Origin of the sequence: Rhodococcus sp. RCBS9 (genome assembly GCF_029457415.1) — a bacterium.
GTDB classification, from domain to species: Bacteria; Actinomycetota; Actinomycetes; order Mycobacteriales; family Mycobacteriaceae; genus Rhodococcus_F; species Rhodococcus_F qingshengii.
Window position 1 is genome coordinate 3,166,459 of sequence record NZ_CP120422.1, and the last position, 16,935, is coordinate 3,183,393.

The window sequence follows — 16,935 nt, forward strand, 5'->3', positions numbered from 1 at the left end:
ACTGGTGTTGACGGGTGGTGAAACCAGGTGATCAGAAGAAGGTTACTGTGACAGTTTCATAGAGTTACGGCGGTCATAGCGAAGGGGAAACGCCCGGTCCCATTCCGAACCCGGAAGCTAAGCCCTTCAGCGCCGATGGTACTGCACTCGACAGGGTGTGGGAGAGTAGGACACCGCCGAACACACATTAGAGAAGCCCCCCAACCAGTACTGGTTGGGGGGCTTTCTCGTACCCAAAACACCCCCACCATCACCAACACCCGAAAGCACCGCCGCCGGCACCCCCGACTTCGAGCGAACGGCACTTTCGTCGCCTCAGATCGACCGAACGTACCGTTCACACCATCAAAGGGGCGGGCACGCCGCCGGCACCCCGGCATGGAGTGAACGACACGCTCACCCTCTTGGGCGAGGGGAACGGTACGTTCACACCATCAGGGCAGGGCAGGGCAGGGCAGGGCAGGTGAGCGGATGGGCAGGGCCGGCAGGCGTTATCGCAGAGCCGCCTGCAGCACCTCGCAGAGCACGTCCAGCGTCCTCGAGTACTGCGACTGCGTCGGCGTGCTGTAGCCGACGACGATGCCGTCACCGCCGACTGACGACACGTCGGGATGTCGGAAGACCGACAGCCCTTCGAGCCCGAGATCGCGCGCCTGGGCCGCTGCAAGAACAGATTGTTCGGTGCCGGAGGGCAGACGGATCACAGCGTGAAGTCCCGCGGAGATCCCCCCGACCCTGACCTGGGGTACTTGCTGCGCAAGTGTCGCGACCAGTTGATCGCGTCGTCGTCGGTACGAGGTGCGCATCTTTCGAATATGGCTGTCGAATCTTCCGGATTCGATGAAGTCCGCCAAGGTCAATTGATCCGTTGAACTTACCCAGCGTTCGTAGGGTCCCTTTGTTGCGAGGACAGGTTCGATCAGCCTGTCCGGCAACACCATCCATCCGATGCGAATGGCCGGCGACAGTGTCTTGCTGACAGTGCCCAGGTACGCAACGTGCTGCGGTGCGATTCCTTGGAGTGCACCGACAGGTTTTCTGTCGTAACGGAATTCGCCGTCGTAGTCGTCCTCGATGATGACGCCGCCCGTAGTCGTGGCCCATTCGAGAGCGGTCGCGCGCCTCGCCGGTGTGAGGGGACCGCCGAGAGGGAACTGATGGGTCGGCGTCAGCAGAACACTTTCAGCAGATGTAGAGGCCAATTCGTCTGTGCAAGTGCCTGATTCGTCAACCGATATGGGAACTGTCAGCAGCCCTTCGTCGGCGAGCAACTGCCGGTGCAGGTGAAGGCAGAAAGCGTCGACCGCAATCGTTCCTCCGAGTGCGCGGGCAAGGAGGGAAATCCCGTGACCCGAGCTGGCACTGATCACAATGCAGCTCGGATCGACGCGAACGCCTCTGGTGCGGCTCAGGTATGTGGTGAGGGCGTTTCGGAGTTCGACTCGGCCCCTGGGATCAGTAGTCGCGAACGCGTCGGTCGGCGAGGTGGTCAAAGCACGTCTGGCGGACGAAATCCATGCAGCGCGGGGAAACGCCGACGCGTCGGGCGATCCAGGGAGAAGGCTGTAGGTCCAGCGTCGTCGAGTCGGTGATGGCTCGACCTCGCGGGTGTGTGTGCCGGCGAGCGTGGCGACCAGGGTCCCGGAACCAGGCCGTGTGACAAGCCACCCAGCTGCGGCGAGTTCGGCATAGCAGTCCGCAACGGTGTTTCGGGCAACTCCGAGGTCGAGCGCGAGGGTGCGGGAAGGTGGGAGTCTGGTGCCGGGCTTCAGCAGTCCACTGTCGATCGCGTCGCGAAGGGTCTGAAGCAGTGCAGCGCGAACCCCGATTCCCTGTGGCAGCTCGATATGTAGATCGAACCCAAGATTGGCCCACGAATTCACCACCGGATTGAACCATGTTTCCGGGTCTTTCCGGGATTACCGTTTGAGTTATGACTACAGCAACAGGACAAAGACTGGATATCGCAAAGCTGGCGCCCGAGGTCTACAAGGCGATGATTGCGTTGGATGCCGCTGCACGCAAGGGGCTGGAGCCGACGCTCGTCGAGCTGGTCCTCACGCGTGCGTCGCAGCTGAATCATTGCGCATGGTGCCTGGACATGCACACTCGCGACGCCCGAAAGGTCGGCGTCACGGAGCAGAAGCTCTACCTACTGAACGCGTGGGAAGAAGCGCGAGGGATGTACTCCGATCGTGAACGAGCCGCGCTCGCCTTGACCGAGGCCGTGACAGTCCTCACCGACGGTTTCGTTCCGGACGAGGTGTACAGCGAGGCTGCCGGCGAATTCTCGGACGTGGAACTGGCTCAGCTCATCAGCGTCATTTTGACGATCAATGCGTGGAATCGCATTGCGGTTACCACGAGGAAGGCGCCTCCGGTCCGAGACTGATCCGAGGCCGTGCTCCGCTCTCCGGCAGGGCAGGGTTCCGCCGTCGGAGATCTGGGTAATCGACGCAAAGAGGACCAAAAGATTGGTTCAGGGTGTGAACAAAACCAACAGATTCTTTGAATGTGAGGCAAATCACATAATGTGAGTGGAGATTGTTCTGGGTCATCTACAAGTTGCCCGAATCCCGACAAAGCAGTCTCGGTCGGAAGTTTCCGGCGAAGGGGTCCGCATAGCGGGCCCCTTCTTTTGCGCGCGAGCTGAAAACGCCCCTTCCTGTGAGTTTCCCCAGAATGTCCAAGTTACCGACTGGCTAGCGTTGGCGAAATGTCGGGAACGTCGCGGTTGGATGAGCAGATTTTGGGGGGATCGCGATTGTTGTGCGGTTGGACAAAGGTTCAGTCACCTTCATGGCTAACTCGTCATCCGAATGTCCAAGCTGCGCCCTGAGTGCTCGACGATTGGGTGATCTTTCTTGAAACATGCACTACATTGCCATTCAGTAACTGGCTGATTGCCATAAGTGATCGGCTGATCCTCTCGGAAGTGAGCGCTGGGTGGCGTGGTATTGGGAATCCAGGCAATCGTCCCGCTACCGAAATGTCTTGAAAGGGAAGCTTTGATGACTGTGTCTGGTTCACGGCGTAGGCCGCTTGTTCTCCGGCTCTCGCTAACTGCAGCTATTGCCGTAACGGTGGCCGGTAGTAGCGTCGCTTTTGCTTCGCCAGCTGTGTCCGCGCCGATGCCGGTGCGAACCGCGGCCGCTCCGGCGTTCACCGCCGGGTTGTGTGAGGGCGCCGAGTACACGCCCTCGGAGCAGATGCTCGACATCTCCGGCATTCGGCTGGATCACTACAACGACGGCAACATCGTGCCGATGTACGGCACCACCGATCGGGGTACCTCGGCCGCGGTGGATGCTCCGGTCTGCGGTGTCCGCGACGTCGACGGAATTGCGAAGTCGGAATGGATGTACTGCACGGACTTCGATCTCGATCCGTGTGCCGGTGTCGACGAGAACGGTTTGCCGGTTGACAAGCACAACGACGAGATGGGTGCGACGGTGCCGTCTTCGGGCAATCCCGATCTGTCAGCCGACGATCTCGCTGTCATCAGTTGGTTGCTGCAGAATCCCGCCAAACTCGACGGTGTCGTTTCGGGAAATAGCAGCGAGGATGCACGTTCGGCGCGGCAGACGCTTGTGTGGTGTGTCTCGGACTACGACAATCCGCTGATGGCCGATTTCAAAAGCCTGTGCGACAGGAACATCGGCGACGACGAGCGAGCTCGCATCGTCGAGATCATGAACGTCACGCAGACGCTCGACCTCGTTCGCAAGACACCCGCGACGGGGACTCTGAAGGCCGGCGAGACTGCCGTTTTCACCCTGAATACGAATATGTACCGGAAGCCGATCACTGTTCAGTCCTCGGCGGGCACCGAACTGACCGTCTGTGGTGACAACGCCAAGGCGACGTTGTCTGCAAATCAACTGACGGTCGACGGCCGCGGCGACGCACCGACTGCTGTTGATCTTTGCCTCACCGCTGCGGCCGGCGGGGACTACTCGGTGACTGCAAGCGTCATTCCGGATTCGGTCGAGAACCTGCACTGGAACACGGCAGGCGCACAGTGCCAGATCTTCGCGTCGTTCGACACCGTTCGGCCGGCTTCGATGAATGCATCTGCCAGCGTCGGATATGCAGCAGCACCCACGACGACACCGGCAACGAGCACGCCGGCAACAAGCACACCGGCAACAACCACACCGGCAACGACCACACCGGCCACCACGACGCCTGCAACCCCGGTCGTTCCGATCGTGCCGATTGTTCCGATCGTGCCCATCGTGCCGATTGTGCCTGTAGTTCCGGGTGCACCTGTTCCGTCGCAGCCGGTTGCAACTCCCGCAACTCCGGCGCCGTCGGCTCCGAAGCCGGCCACTGGCCCCCGCCCGGTTGCCATCGACGGTGGTGCTGCTGAACAGAATTCAGGCCGTAACGTCGCCGTCGCAGTGACGGGCCTCGGGCTTGTCGGAATGGCTGCTGCCGGAGCAGTTGCTCTCCGCCGCAAGCGATCCTGACACCAGGCACGTGTAGTAGACGTCGGCACCGATCACGATTCGTGTGATCGGTGCCGACATTGATCAGACGCAGGGGGCGTCAATTCGCACGAGGTGCCGGGGGCGCCTCATCCCGCAGGAGACAGTTCGATGACCATGTACGAGTCGGATCCCAATCCATCCAATCCATACGACGATCCCAACCACGATCAGCCCGCGAGTCCAGGCAAAGGGCGTCGTGTCGCGTTCATTCTGGCTCTCATCGCGGTGTTGGCCGCCGGTGCTTCCATGGCCTTCGTCGGCCTGCGATCCTCCGATGGCGATGCTGCGATCCCGCCGAGTCCGGGAGTTGTCATGTCGCACTCCGTGAATCCGGCAACGCCTACGGATGCGTTGATGACTCCCAACACCCTTTCGCTCGACCCGGTCGGTGTTCAGGCGCCGATCGTGGACGCCACCGTGCCGGAAGGAGTTCTCACTCCGCCGGAGAACGTCAAGAACGTCGGAATCTGGCTCGACGGTGCATCTCTCGATTCCGCCACCGGCACGACCTTGATTGCCGGACACGTCAATCTGACCGGCCAGGGTAACGGCGCGCTGTTCGACCTGGGCACGATCGAGCCGGGTGAAGTGATCCGTACATCCGACGCGACGGGTAAGAGCACGTCGTGGAAGGTGACTGCGGTGACGACGCGCCCGAAGGCCGATGGTGTGGAGGAAAGCGTGCTGGCCGGCCCGGAGGGCCCTCGTAAGTTGGCAGTCGTAACCTGCGGCGGTGAACTGCAATTCGAGGACGGTGTGGGCAACTACGCCGACAACGTCTACCTGTACGCGGATCTGATGGTCTGAGGCACAGGAATGATCCCGACGGTCCCCGATCTCTCTTCGTAGAGATCGGGGACCGCCTGTTGGATAGTGTCGCAGGTATGGATCTTCACCTGTCTGGAAAGCGTGCGATCGTTGCCGGTGGTAGCAAGGGGATCGGTTTGGCAATCGCCAGAGGTCTGGCCGCTGAAGGGGTCGACATCGCGATACTCGCGCGCACTGAGCGAACCGTCGTAAGCGTTGCACGAGATTTGGTTTCGGAGTTCGGAATTCGTGCGATCGGAGTCGTGACGGATACGCGAGACGACGACGCGGTTCAGGCGTCGGTGCGGCAAGTGGTAAAGGAGTTCGGCGGTGTCGACATTCTGGTCAATTCGGCAGCGACGCCGTTCAGCGCCGGAAAGCCGACGGATTTCGAGGCGACCACCGACGACGTCGTGCGAGACGAAGTCGAAGTGAAAGTGCTGGGGTACCTGCGAACTGCGCGCGCTGTGGCGCCGTATCTGATCGATCAGGGTTGGGGTCGGATCATCAACATCAGCGGTTTGGGTGCCAGACAGGCCACTTCGATCGCCCACACGATCCGCAACGTCAGTGTGTCTGCACTGACCAAGAATCTTGCGGACGAGCTGGGCCCCAAGGGAATCAACGTCACCGTCGTCCATCCGGGCGTGACGAGGACCGAGAGGTTGACCGCACGGATTACGCGCGAGTCGGAAGAATCCGGCCGCTCGCAGGCAGAGGTGGAGCGTGGTATTGCGACGAACTCGATACATCGGATCATCGATGCCGAAGAAGTAGCCGACGTCGTGACCTTCCTGGCATCGCCGCGAAGCATCGCGATCACCGGTGACGCAGTGGCAGCGGGTGGAGGGGTGCCGGGGCCGGTCTACTACTGAAATTGTGCGTACTGCTACCTGCCGGCGGTGGTGACGATCGTGTGAACGCGTCCGCCCCCGAGTCTCTTGCTTTCGTACATCGCCGAATCGGCGACTTTCTGCATGTCCGTGAACGCTGCTGCGCGGTCTTCTCCGGCGACGAATTTGTGGGTACGCACGGCGATTCCGATGCTCGACGTCGATGGTATCTCGTCGGGATTCGAGTGCATTGCCGGTCCGATCGAGTTGAGCATCGGTCCGATGGCTGGCACGGAAAGTCTTTGAACGAGGATGAATTCGTCGCCGCCGACCCGCGCGACGACAGCATCGGCGTGTGCCCAGGCGGATAACCGCTGCGATACCCGGAGAATGATGCGATCGCCGACGTCGTGGCCGTGCACGTCGTTGATCGTCTTGAACCGGTCGATGTCGATCGCGATCACGAGTAGTGCCGCAGATTCTTGACGCTGGAACCCCTCGAGTACCTTCTCGACGTGGCGGTCGAGGCCACGACGGTTCAAGAGGCCGGTGAGAGGATCGAGGTCGGAACTGGAAGCATCCATGCTGAGCATCGTCAGCACGATCTGCGAGATGAATGCGCAGACCACCAACGCGGTGATGACGACCAGTACTTTCGAAACACCAAGGGCTGGATCGCGATCCGGCCCGAACAGAATTGGCTGCGCAGCCACCGCGATCACAAGAAGCGAAAAAGCTATGTGCGCGATCTGCAACTTCGGGTTGTGGAAGTAGGCGATGTAGATGCCGACCAGAGCAAAAATGACACAGGTGAGCAATCGTGCGAGCTGGGAGGAATCTCCAACGACGGAGATCGTGACCGCGATGTCGCAGAAGACCACGAAACCGAACGAGCGACGCTTTGTGGGGCCGAAGACCCACCATGAGACTCCGACTACGAAGCACGAGATCACGACAACAGTGTTGAAGAACAGCGCAATCGTGCTTGTCGGACCGGCAGGGCTGAATCTGTTCAGTAGTGCGCACACTCCCAGTCCGATGACAATGATGCCAAGTAATAGCCGGGTGGCGGTCGTGAGGCCGTTGTCGCGGAGATAGCGAGTGAAGCGGTCGTATTGATCGGGAAGTATCAACCACTCGCGGGTCAGCGTCCTCATCGACTTCATCTGCGATGTCATGAGTGCGTCAGTCTTCGAAGGCCGGAGCGTGCGCCATTCATCGCGAACTGATTCCTCTTCTGTCTGGCACCTTGCAATGCTAACTGGATCGATGCCGCATCGGACCGAGATGTTCGGATCGGCGACCCGGATGTCTGCGTTGCGCCAGCGTGGAGTATAAATACATCTTGTGTCTATGTTGTATTCCGCTTCCGAAACCGTCTTCCGCGAAGTCAAGGAGCTGATCCTTTCCGGCGAGCTCGCCGGCGGGGAGCTGATCAGTGAGGGTGACATCGCTGCACGGACCAATGTGAGCCGAACGCCGGTGCGTGAGGCGTTTCTGCGTCTCGAATCGGAAGGTTGGATGCGCCTCTATCCGAAGAAGGGGGCGCTGATCGTCCCGGTCGCGGATGGGGAAGCGGAACACGTAGTCAGTGCCAGACAGCTCGTCGAGACTCAGAGCGTTCGAGTGGTGTCGGTCCGACCGCACGCACGGGAAGCGCTTGTCGCAGCGTTGCGCGCGAATCTGATCGAGCAACGTGAGATTGCTGATCGCGGGGACGTGGCCGCGTTCAGCGCAATCGATGCAGACTTCCACAAGATGATCGTTGCCGCCGGTGGGAACCCTTTGCTCGACTCGTTCTACGCGAGTCTGCGCGACAGGCAACGACGGATGACAGCCCGGTCGATCTCACGCGACCCTGGCCAACTCTCGCGCATCCTTGCCGATCACACCGCGCTTACCGACCTCGTCGACACAGGCGATGCCGACGGATACAACACTGCCGTCCTCACACACATGCGCCAGGTCCACGGCCTCGGCTTCGAAGGAACTCTGTGATGAGCACCCAAACGATCGGCGCTGGGACCGCGGCCGAAACTCGTCTCGAGGGTGAACGCCTCTCCGGCGGAAAGTGGCTGTGGCTGACCGTTGCCGCCAGTATGTTCGCCGCTGCCTGGGGCGGAAACGAATTCACCCCACTGCTGGTGATGTACCGACTCGACCACGGCTATTCGCCGGTGATGGTCGATTTCTTCCTCTTCGCCTACGTCGTCGGAATTGTGCCGGCCCTGCTGCTCGGCGGCCCGCTGTCCGATCGATTGGGTCGACGCCCGATCATGCTCCCCGCGCCGATCATCGCGATCGCCGGTTCGACGCTGCTCGCTTTCGGGGCGGACTCCGCCGCTGCTCTCATCCTGGGAAGAATCCTCTGTGGCATCGCCTTGGGGATCGGTATGGCCGTCGGCGGCTCCTGGGTCAAGGAGTTGTCCACGCAACCTTGGGATCCGACGGCGTCGGAAGGCGCAGGTGCTCGGCGAGCAGCGATGAGTCTGACCGCGGGCTTCGCCTTGGGAGCGGGTGCTGCGGGAATCTTGGCGCAGTGGGCGCCCATGCCGAGTGTGTTGGCGTACGTGCTGCACATCGCGATCACCGTCCTCGCCGCCATGGCGCTGTGGCGTGCGCCCGAAACACGACCGGCACAGGCGAAATCCGACCGTCGCAGGTTGATCGACGACCTCAAGATCCCCTCGGCAGGTCACCGCAGATTCCTCTACGTCGTTGTTCCGTTGGCGCCGTGGGTGTTCGGTGCCGCCAGTGTCGCGTATGCAGTTATTCCGGCGCTCATGACCGGGCACAGTGGCGATGCGCCCGTGGCCTTTTCGGCTCTGCTGTGCATGGTCGCGCTGACATGCGGATTCGCGATTCAGTCGTTGGGGCGCAAGATCGACACCGACCGCAGTGCTCGTGGCGCCGTTGTGGCTCTGGTGTTTCTGGTGGTCGGTATGGCCGGTGCTGCTCTGGTTGCGTCGACGCTGACCGTGGCGATCGCGATCGTGGCTGCAGCGATCCTCGGTTGCGGGTACGGCATGGCACTGGTGTCCGGGTTGCTGGAGATCCAGCGAATTGCGGGGCCGGACGATCTGGCAGGATTGACCGCGGTGTTCTACTCGATCACCTACATCGGGTTCGCGGTGCCTGCGTTGCTGGCGATGCTGTCGGAAAGCATTCCGGCGCTGAGCTACACGGTGACTCTTCTGTTCGGATCAGCCGCCGCCGCTGCCTGCTTGATTCTGATTCTCTTCAAGTCGCGTTCACACCTGCCGAGCGCGTGAAGCCGGTCCGCCGACCCCTGCGAGAGTCGGCGGACCGGGGCGAAATCACGCGTCTACAGTTGCGGAACCGTTTTCCGAACTGTGGACCGAATTGTGTACCGAACCGGCCGGAACCGATGCGGTCTTGTTCAGGCCGTTGAGCAAACCGGTGATATCGACGCCTGAGCTTTCGAGAGTTTCGATGACACCGGCAATCACCTGGGGACTGATGCCCAGGATCGAGCCGATCGAACCCTGCGCCCCGTCGCTGCCGCCGACGATGGAGATCCGATCGATGTCGCCGACCGGCTTCGCTGCTGCTGCGGTGGCGTCGACCAGTGCTGCCAGAACGTCAGGCAGAGTGAGCAACTGCGCGGCCTGCGGGGTGTAGGAATTGAGCGCCTCGGCGATCTGACGCTTACCGGCAGCCTCGGCTTCGAGCTTGGCGCGCAAACCATCCGCTTCGGCCTGCTGTTCGGCGCGAACGGCGTCGGCCGCTACCTTGCGGCCGTCAGCTTCGGCTTCCAGACGTGCTCGAAGGCCGTCGGCATCAGCCTGCTGCTCGGAGCGAACAGCGTCGGCGACGAGCTTTCGTGCATCGGCCTGAGCCCCGCCGGCCTGCCTTGCTGACTCGGCCTGTGCCTGGGCGCGGAGGATCGCGGCCTGTCGCTCACCCTCTGCGCGTGCGATGGAGGCTTGGCGTTCGGCCTCGGCCGGTGCAATGACATCTGCCTGCAATGCCGCTTCCGATTGCTGGGCGCGACGACGCTCGACCTCGGTGCGAGCTTCGACGCGGGCCGCCTCGGCCTGCTCACGTGCGATGCCGACGGCCTTCTCGGCCGTTGCCTGCGCGAGTGGTCCGGCCTGGTCGGCTTCGGCGTTCTCGGCTTCGGTCTGTGCTCGAAGGCGAGCGAGTTCGACGTCGCGCTTCTGATTTGCACTCGCGATCGCAGTGTCGGCCTCGGCCTGTGCGACGGAGCCTGCCTGTCGCGCCTTTGCCGACTGGATCTGCGAATCACGCTCTGCTTCAGCAGTTCCGATCGCGGCATCACGTTTGACCTCGGCGATGCGGCGCTGACCGAGCGATTCGAGGTAGCCGTTGAAGTCGGAGATTCCCGCGATCTTGATGACATCGACTTCCATGCCGATGCGTGCGAGGTCGCCGCCTGCCTCCTCGACCACGCTGCGTGCGAGCGAATCGCGGTTGGAGTTCAGATCCTCGACCGTCATGGTTGCGGTGATTCCGCGCAGGCTGCCGGCGAGGATTTCGTTGATCTGCTGCTGGAGTTCGTCCAGGTCGGAGGTCAGGAATCGTTGCACCGCTGTCTGAACCGCTTCGTCGGCGGAACCGATTCGTACCAGGCCGACTGCCTCGACGTTGACCGGAACACCGTCGTTGGAGAGCGCATTCTTGAGATTGATGCTGACGTTGAACGGCTCGAGCGACATGATGTCGACGCGTTCGATTCCCGGAATCTTGAACCGGGCTCCGCCGCGGACGACTTTCGGCTTGCCTCGTCCGGTGAAGACCGCCACTTCGTTCGGCGGGACCTTGACGTAGTTCTTCACGTAGATCGCGGGGAGAACGATGAAGATGATTACTGCGACTACAACCGCAATGATGATGATTGGCAGCATGTATCGAGTCCTTAGATCGCGTCGTCAACCGTGACGACGTGAAGGTATTGATCGTCTACATCGGCGATGTAGACGGTGGTGCCGGTGGTGAGCGCCATCGGCTGTGCACTGACGGCCTTGGCCTGCACGCGATTGCCTTCGGCGTCGACGAACGAGACTTCTCCCCAACCTTCGGCTGCAATGGTGAGGGTGACCGTGCCCAACAGCCCGGAGTACGAAGCTCGTCCGATGTGCGAATTATCTTGTTGCTCAATGAGATAGGGGAGAAGTAGGCCGCGCGTGACGACAACGAGAACGGCGGCGAGTGCGAGTGCTGCAATCGCCGCTACCAATGTCGGAGCGTCCGCGAGAGTGGCAGCTACGCCGCCGGCGCCGAAGCCGAAAAGTGCTGTGGCCAAGGTTGTCAGGCTCAGAAATGGCAGCCCGTCTGCGTGGCCGCCGCCCAGATCTGCAACCTCGCCGACGGCAAAGGCTCCGATCAGGGCGACGACCCCGATTACGAAACATATTGTGAATACAACGAACATCGATCCCCCGATCTACCTGTCGAGGAAGCGTGCCCTGAGAATTGTGTTGTCGGGGTCGTCCCTCGGCCCACCTCTATAGTAAAGGTAAGACAAAGCTAATCGGCGCATTCGGAATGTTTCGGCGTGGTGATATCGCGGTGAGAGAGCGTCAGAGACGAGGCAGAGAGCGCTGATTCAGCCATGCATCCCACAGTGGGCGCAATGGAGTGTCGGTGAAACGTGAAGCGAGATCGGTGAATTGCTCGGTACTGACCGTGCTGTGCCGATGCTTCGTGGTCCACTGACGGATCAGTTCGAAGAACTTCTCGTCTCCGAGAACGCCGCGCAGGGCGTGCAGAGTCAATGCGCCCCGCTTGTAGATTCGATCGTCGAACATCAGGGCAGGACCGGGATTGGCGACGATCAAGTCCTGAGATTTACGCCCGAGCCCTTGATAGGCGTTTGTCGCGAGTTGGTTCGAGGACGGACCACCGGAATTCTCGGACCAGATCCACTCCGCGTAACAGGCAAAGCCTTCGTGCAGCCAGATGTCGCACCACTGCCCGAGAGTGAGGCTGTTGCCGAACCATTGATGGGCAAGCTCGTGTGCGACAAGACGTTCGGAACCGCGCCTGCCTGTGCAATGGTTGGCTCCGAAGATCGAGAGTCCCTGCGCTTCGATGGGGATTTCGAGTTCGTCGTCGGTGACCACAGCGGTGTAGTCGGCAAAGGGATACGGGCCGAACAGCTTTCCGAAGACCTCCAGCATCTGGGGTTGGCGCCCGAAGTCGACGTCGAACGCTGCGCGCAGCCGAGGTGGGTGAACGGCGAAGACCGGTACCGGCCCGGCGCTCACTTGTCGGTGCTCGTACTGACCGATCTGAATGGTTGCCAGGTAGGTTGCCATCGGTTCGGTCTGCTCGTAGACCCACGTCGTCTGACTCGCACGGGTCTGCTTGCGGATCAGCTTGCCGTTGGCGAGGGCATAGAACGGGGAATCGGTGGTGATCGAGATTCGGTACGACGCTTTGGAAATCGGATGGTCGTCGCACGGGAACCAGGACGCCGCGCCGTTGGGCTGACTTGCGACCAAAGTTCCTTCGTCGAGTTCCTCCCAGCCGACTTCGCCCCACAGGCTCTTGATCGGCTCGGGGTTGCCGCTGTACGCGATGGTGACCGACAGGGCACCGCCCGCGGGGATCTTGGTAGACGGCGTGAGGATCAGCTTGTTGTTCAAGTGCGCGTACTTGGTGCCGCGGGCACCGTTGACGGACACCTTGGACACCTGCAGGTTCTGTGCGAGGTCGAAGCTGAACTTGGATCGGCTCTCGGTGGTGACAGCGGTGATGACAGCTTTGCCGGCGAGACGGTTGCTGAAGACCTTGTACGTCAGTTCCAGTTCGTACCGGGACACGCGGTACCCGCGGTTGCCGTTGAGCGGCAGGTACGGATCGATCGGCTCCTCGAGCATTCGGTTCGGCTTCACGACGCCACCCACGGTGCAATCGGGTTGCCCTGCCAGCGGGTGGAGGGCGGAACGGTGTCACCTCGCATCACCAGAGATGCAGGCCCTACCGTCGCTCCCGCGCCGATGCCGGCTGCGGGTAGCGCGACACAGTGCGGTCCCAGCGTTGCTCCTGCTCCCAAAGTGACGGTGTCCATGGACATGATCCGATCATGGAAGAGATGAGTTTGCACGACGCACCCCCGTTCCACTGTCGCTCCGTCGCCCAAAGTCACAAGATCTGCCTCGGGTAGCCAGTACGACTCACACCAAACGCCCTTACCGATCTTGGCCCCGAGTCCACGCAAGAAGATGTTCAGTACGGCCGTACCAGTCGCCGCGCGAGCGAACCACGGCGCCGCGACGGTCTCGACGAAGGCGTCGGCTACCTCGTTTCGCCAGACGAACGAACTCCACAGCGGATGCTCGACCTTGGCGATGCGTCCGACGACGATCCACTTGGCGGCGATGGTGATCGCGCCCGCCACTGCTCCGGCGACGAGCAGAATTACGCCGCTCAGCAGAGCCGCGAACCAGAATCCGACTGCGCCGACCAGTGCTTCGAGTGCAAACAGAACACCGAGACCAATGCCGAACGTGACCATGACGGGGATCAGTCGGCAGGTTTCGACCACTCCGCGGGCGATCTTGAGGCGCATGGGCGGATTGAACGTGCGGGCGGCGTCGGTGTCTCCGGCAGCCCTTCTCAGACGTACCGGTGGACTACCCAGCCACGATGATCCGGACTTGGCCTTGGACGGGGTAGCCGACAGAACCGCCACCAGACCGTTCTTGGGGACGCGTCGACCGGGGGCGGTCATACCGGAGTTGCCGAGGAACGCGCGCTTGCCGATCTTCGCCTGTTCGATGTGCATCCAGCCGCCGCCGAGGCCGTAGCTCGCAACCATGGTGTCGTCAGCGAGGAATGCGCCGTCGGCGACCGTCGTGAACTTGGGAAGGAGGAGCACGGTGGAGGCTTCGACGTTCTTGCCGATCTTGGCGCCGAGAAGGCGGAGCCATCCCGGTGTCAGCAGGCTCGCGTAGAGCGGGAAGAGGAAGGTTCTGGCCGAGTCGAGCAGGCGTTCGGTCGCCCACACCTGCCAGCCGATGCGGCTGCGGACAGGGTGGTAACCGGGGGTCAGCCCGATCGAGAGAAGACGAACGGCCACAAGGGTGACGACTGCGAAGACGAGCAAACTCAGGATGGTCGCGACGGGAAGCATGATCAGCGATTGGAGCACTGCACTCGCGAGCGTGTCGGTGTCGCGAATCCACCAACCGATCAATGCGATCCCGGCCATCAGCGCGAAGATCGGCATACCGGCCAGGAAGACCGAGGTGACGCCGTATACCGGCACCCAGCCGGGTGCGCGCTTCGGATGTTCGGCCGGCCAAGGATGATTCGCTTTCCCGACCTTGGTGGCGGGGGAGCCGGCCCACTGCTGGTTTGCCTTCACTCGGCCGAACACCGCAGATCCGGGTTCGACGACGGCGTCGCGACCGATACGCGCGCCGGGCAGAAGCGTCGAGCGTGAACCGACGGAGGCGCCGTCGCCGATCTTGATCTCGCCGATGTGAATGACGTCGCCGTCGATCCAGTGGCCGGAGAGGTCGACTTCGGGTTCGACGGAGCAGCCGTCACCGAGTTCGAGCATGCCGGTGATGGGAGGAAGTGTGTGGAGATCGACGCCGCTGCCGATGTCGGCGCCGAGGGCGCGGGCGTAGTAGAGCATCCACGGTGCGCCCGAAAGGTTTGCTGCGCCACTGGCTTCGGTGAGTCGGAGCGCTATCCACAGACGCAGGTGTTCACTACCACCTCGCGGGTACGTTCCTGGCTCCAACTTGCGTAGGAGCAGGCGCGCCCCGACGACGGCGAGGGTCATACGGCCGATCGGCGTGATGAACACGATGAACGCCAACAGGATCCACCACCACGAGACCGTGGGCGCCCAGCTGACGTCGACGAACCAGCCGAGGACGTTGTTCGCGATCGCCAGCCACGTCACCCACTGCAGTCCGGTGAGCGTCGTGAGCGGAACGGTGACGGCGATCTGCGCGAGCTGAGTCTTCAAGGGTGTCGGAGCGACGATGCGCGGCTCCACAGTTTCGGTGGGTGCCAATTCGTCGAGATATTCGGCGAGCGATCCCAACCGTGGGTGGTCGTAGAGCTGTGCGACGGTCACTTCGGGGAACCGCTCGCGCAGGGCGGTTACCAGCTGAGCCGCAGAGAGGGATCCGCCGCCCACTTCGAAGAAGTCGTCGTCGAGTCCGGTGATCTGCGCGCCCAGGATCGATCCCCACAGGCCGGCAACCCAGGCAGCGGTGCCGTCGAGGCCCAACGCGGCCCCCGCATCTTCACCGGCGCCGGGCAAGGGCCACGGCAGCGCATTGCGGTCGACCTTGCCTGACGTACGCGTCGGAAGTTCGTCCATCAACGCCAGACGCGGCACGAGGGCTGCTGGTAGCTGCTCGCTGAGCAGTGCATGAGCGGCCTTGAGATCGAAGTCGGGATCCGTGCTGGCGATGTATCCGACGAGGAGCTGGTTGCCGGCTGCCGTCTTCTTCACGGCTGCGGCAGCGCCGCTCACACCCGGCAGGTTCTGCAAGGCGTTGTCGACCTCACCGAGTTCGATGCGCCTGCCGCCGAGCTTGACCTGATCGTCTGCGCGGCCCTGGAACATCAGGCCGGTGGTTTCGAGCCGGACCAGGTCGCCGCTTCGGTAGGCGCGTTCCCACCCGAGAGAGGGCATCGACGCGTACTTCTCGGCGTCCTTCGCGGGGTCGAGGTAACGGGCGAGGCCGACGCCGCCGATCACCAGCTCGCCCACCTCACCGACCGCGACGGGATTGCTCTGGGCGTCGACGACGGCAAGGTCCCAGCCGTCGAGGGGGAGGCCGATGCTGACGGGACTCTTGCCGTCCATCAGTGCGCCGCAGGCGACGACGGTTGCCTCGGTGGGGCCGTAAGTGTTCCAGACCTCGCGGCCCTCGACGGCCAGGCGCTCTGCCAGTTCGGGTGGGCAGGCTTCGCCGCCGAAGATCAGGAGTCGAACGGCTTCGAGGGCCTCGGCCGGCCACAGAGACGCAAGCGTCGGCACAGTGGAGACGATGCTGACGTCACGCGAGACCAGCCACGGGCCGAGGTCCATGCCGCTGCGAACCAGCGAACGAGGAGCCGGGACGAGGCAGGCGCCGTGGCGCCACGCGAGCCACATCTCCTCGCAGGACGCGTCGAATGCCACGGAGAGTCCCGCGAGGACGCGGTCACCAGGCCCGATGGGCTCGTCCTGGAGGAACATGCGCGCCTCGGCGTCGACGAAGGCAGCGGCATTGAGGTGAGTGACCGCGACGCCCTTGGGGGTGCCCGTGGATCCTGAGGTGAAGATGATCCAGGCGTCGTCCTCGGGTTCGGGTTCGCGAACCGGTGGATGTTCGAGCCGCTTCGGCGCCGTCCCCGGCTGGATTCCGTCGCCGGTGATGATCGCCGCTACCTGCGCCTCGCCGAACACCAACTCGGCGCGCTCTTCCGGATCGTCGGCGTCGACGGGAACGTAGGCGGCGCCCGCCGCGAGGATCGACAGGATCGCGACGTACAGCGAACGCGAACCTGACGGCATCCTGATTCCGACGCGGTCACCTGCGCCGACGCCGGCATCACCGAGCCAGCGCGCACCGAGCTCGATCTCGTCGAGCAACTCCGAGTACGACAGTGTGGTGTCGCCGTCGTCGATGGCGGGTGCTTCCGGGTTGGCCTCGGCTGAGGCCCGCACGATGTCGATGAGCGTGCGCGGCGCAGGTGCATGCGCCGACCGTAGGAATACGGACGGAATCCCGAAAGATTGTTCCGTCTCCGACTGCGACTGGAGTGGCAAACCCGTTGGTCCTGTTCTACTCACGAAACTT

Annotated in this window: 12 protein-coding genes and 1 rRNA gene; 7 read left to right on the forward strand and 6 right to left on the reverse strand. The window is 62.5% G+C overall.

Annotation, left to right across the window (positions count from 1 at the left end):
* The first annotated feature begins 65 nt into the window (after positions 1 to 65).
* A 5S ribosomal RNA gene (gene rrf / locus P0M12_RS14945) occupies positions 66 to 182 on the forward strand.
* 309 nt (positions 183 to 491) lie between these two features.
* Here the strand turns inward: rrf and P0M12_RS14950 are convergent.
* Positions 492 to 1,886 carry a PLP-dependent aminotransferase family protein gene (locus P0M12_RS14950; protein ID WP_277377885.1) on the reverse strand — a complete coding sequence of 465 codons (1,395 nt, stop codon included), beginning with the start codon at positions 1,884 to 1,886 and terminating at the stop codon, positions 492 to 494.
* 47 nt (positions 1,887 to 1,933) lie between these two features.
* Between P0M12_RS14950 and P0M12_RS14955 the strand changes: the two genes are divergently transcribed.
* The 4 genes from P0M12_RS14955 to P0M12_RS14970 all read left to right on the forward strand — a co-directional run bounded on the left by P0M12_RS14955 (position 1,934) and on the right by P0M12_RS14970 (position 6,175).
* Positions 1,934 to 2,392: a carboxymuconolactone decarboxylase family protein gene (locus tag P0M12_RS14955; protein WP_007727180.1), complete on the forward strand. Its 459-nt coding sequence runs from the start codon at positions 1,934 to 1,936 to the stop codon at positions 2,390 to 2,392.
* A gap of 619 nt (positions 2,393 to 3,011) precedes the next feature.
* Positions 3,012 to 4,472, forward strand: a complete 1,461-nt coding sequence (locus P0M12_RS14960; protein ID WP_277377886.1) for a hypothetical protein — start codon at positions 3,012 to 3,014, stop codon at positions 4,470 to 4,472.
* Between the two features lie 129 nt (positions 4,473 to 4,601).
* A complete protein-coding gene (locus tag P0M12_RS14965; protein ID WP_277377887.1) occupies positions 4,602 to 5,300 on the forward strand; it encodes a class F sortase in 699 nt (232 codons plus the stop codon).
* A gap of 77 nt (positions 5,301 to 5,377) precedes the next feature.
* Positions 5,378 to 6,175, forward strand: a complete 798-nt coding sequence (locus tag P0M12_RS14970) for an SDR family oxidoreductase (RefSeq protein ID WP_058227989.1) — start codon at positions 5,378 to 5,380, stop codon at positions 6,173 to 6,175.
* Between the two features lie 14 nt (positions 6,176 to 6,189).
* On the opposite strand, the gene P0M12_RS14975 is transcribed toward P0M12_RS14970, so the two are convergent.
* Positions 6,190 to 7,311 (reverse strand): GGDEF domain-containing protein, encoded by a 1,122-nt coding sequence (locus P0M12_RS14975; RefSeq protein WP_277377888.1) that lies wholly within the window; start codon positions 7,309 to 7,311, stop codon positions 6,190 to 6,192.
* Positions 7,312 to 7,486: 175 nt separating this feature from the next.
* On the opposite strand from P0M12_RS14975, the gene P0M12_RS14980 reads away from it, so the two are divergent.
* The gene (locus P0M12_RS14980) at positions 7,487 to 8,131 is read left to right on the forward strand and encodes a GntR family transcriptional regulator (RefSeq protein WP_007727164.1); all 645 of its coding nucleotides are present in this window, start codon (positions 7,487 to 7,489) and stop codon (positions 8,129 to 8,131) included.
* Positions 8,131 to 9,405 (forward strand): MFS transporter, encoded by a 1,275-nt coding sequence (locus P0M12_RS14985; RefSeq protein ID WP_052959811.1) that lies wholly within the window; start codon positions 8,131 to 8,133, stop codon positions 9,403 to 9,405. Before P0M12_RS14980 ends, P0M12_RS14985 begins: the two co-directional genes overlap by 1 nt.
* 45 nt (positions 9,406 to 9,450) lie before the next feature.
* Here the strand turns inward: P0M12_RS14985 and P0M12_RS14990 are convergent, their stop codons facing one another.
* The 4 genes from P0M12_RS14990 to P0M12_RS15005 form a co-directional block, all read right to left on the reverse strand.
* Positions 9,451 to 11,022: a flotillin family protein gene (locus P0M12_RS14990; protein ID WP_003941083.1), complete on the reverse strand. Its 1,572-nt coding sequence runs from the start codon at positions 11,020 to 11,022 to the stop codon at positions 9,451 to 9,453.
* Positions 11,023 to 11,033: 11 nt separating this feature from the next.
* Positions 11,034 to 11,549, reverse strand: a complete 516-nt coding sequence (locus P0M12_RS14995) for a hypothetical protein (RefSeq protein ID WP_277377889.1) — start codon at positions 11,547 to 11,549, stop codon at positions 11,034 to 11,036.
* A 148-nt stretch (positions 11,550 to 11,697) separates the two neighbouring features.
* Positions 11,698 to 12,999 (reverse strand): M1 family metallopeptidase, encoded by a 1,302-nt coding sequence (locus P0M12_RS15000; protein ID WP_050655931.1) that lies wholly within the window; start codon positions 12,997 to 12,999, stop codon positions 11,698 to 11,700.
* Between the two features lie 11 nt (positions 13,000 to 13,010).
* Positions 13,011 to 16,904, reverse strand: a complete 3,894-nt coding sequence (locus P0M12_RS15005) for a Pls/PosA family non-ribosomal peptide synthetase (protein ID WP_277377919.1) — start codon at positions 16,902 to 16,904, stop codon at positions 13,011 to 13,013.
* Positions 16,905 to 16,935 lie beyond the last annotated feature (31 nt).

Excerpts from the sequence above, each read along its gene's own strand:
- P0M12_RS14955 (WP_007727180.1), top strand. The coding sequence starts at position 1,934 with ATGACTACAGCAACAGGACAAAGACTGGATATCGCAAAGCTGGCGCCC.
- P0M12_RS14960 (WP_277377886.1), top strand. The coding sequence starts at position 3,012 with ATGACTGTGTCTGGTTCACGGCGTAGGCCGCTTGTTCTCCGGCTCTCG.
- P0M12_RS14965 (WP_277377887.1), top strand. The coding sequence starts at position 4,602 with ATGACCATGTACGAGTCGGATCCCAATCCATCCAATCCATACGACGAT.
- P0M12_RS14970 (WP_058227989.1), top strand. The coding sequence starts at position 5,378 with ATGGATCTTCACCTGTCTGGAAAGCGTGCGATCGTTGCCGGTGGTAGC.
- P0M12_RS14975 (WP_277377888.1), bottom strand. The coding sequence starts at position 7,311 with ATGACATCGCAGATGAAGTCGATGAGGACGCTGACCCGCGAGTGGTTG.
- P0M12_RS14980 (WP_007727164.1), top strand. The coding sequence starts at position 7,487 with ATGTTGTATTCCGCTTCCGAAACCGTCTTCCGCGAAGTCAAGGAGCTG.
- P0M12_RS14985 (WP_052959811.1), top strand. The coding sequence starts at position 8,131 with ATGAGCACCCAAACGATCGGCGCTGGGACCGCGGCCGAAACTCGTCTC.
- P0M12_RS14990 (WP_003941083.1), bottom strand. The coding sequence starts at position 11,022 with ATGCTGCCAATCATCATCATTGCGGTTGTAGTCGCAGTAATCATCTTC.
- P0M12_RS14995 (WP_277377889.1), bottom strand. The coding sequence starts at position 11,549 with ATGTTCGTTGTATTCACAATATGTTTCGTAATCGGGGTCGTCGCCCTG.
- P0M12_RS15000 (WP_050655931.1), bottom strand. The coding sequence starts at position 12,999 with ATGCTCGAGGAGCCGATCGATCCGTACCTGCCGCTCAACGGCAACCGC.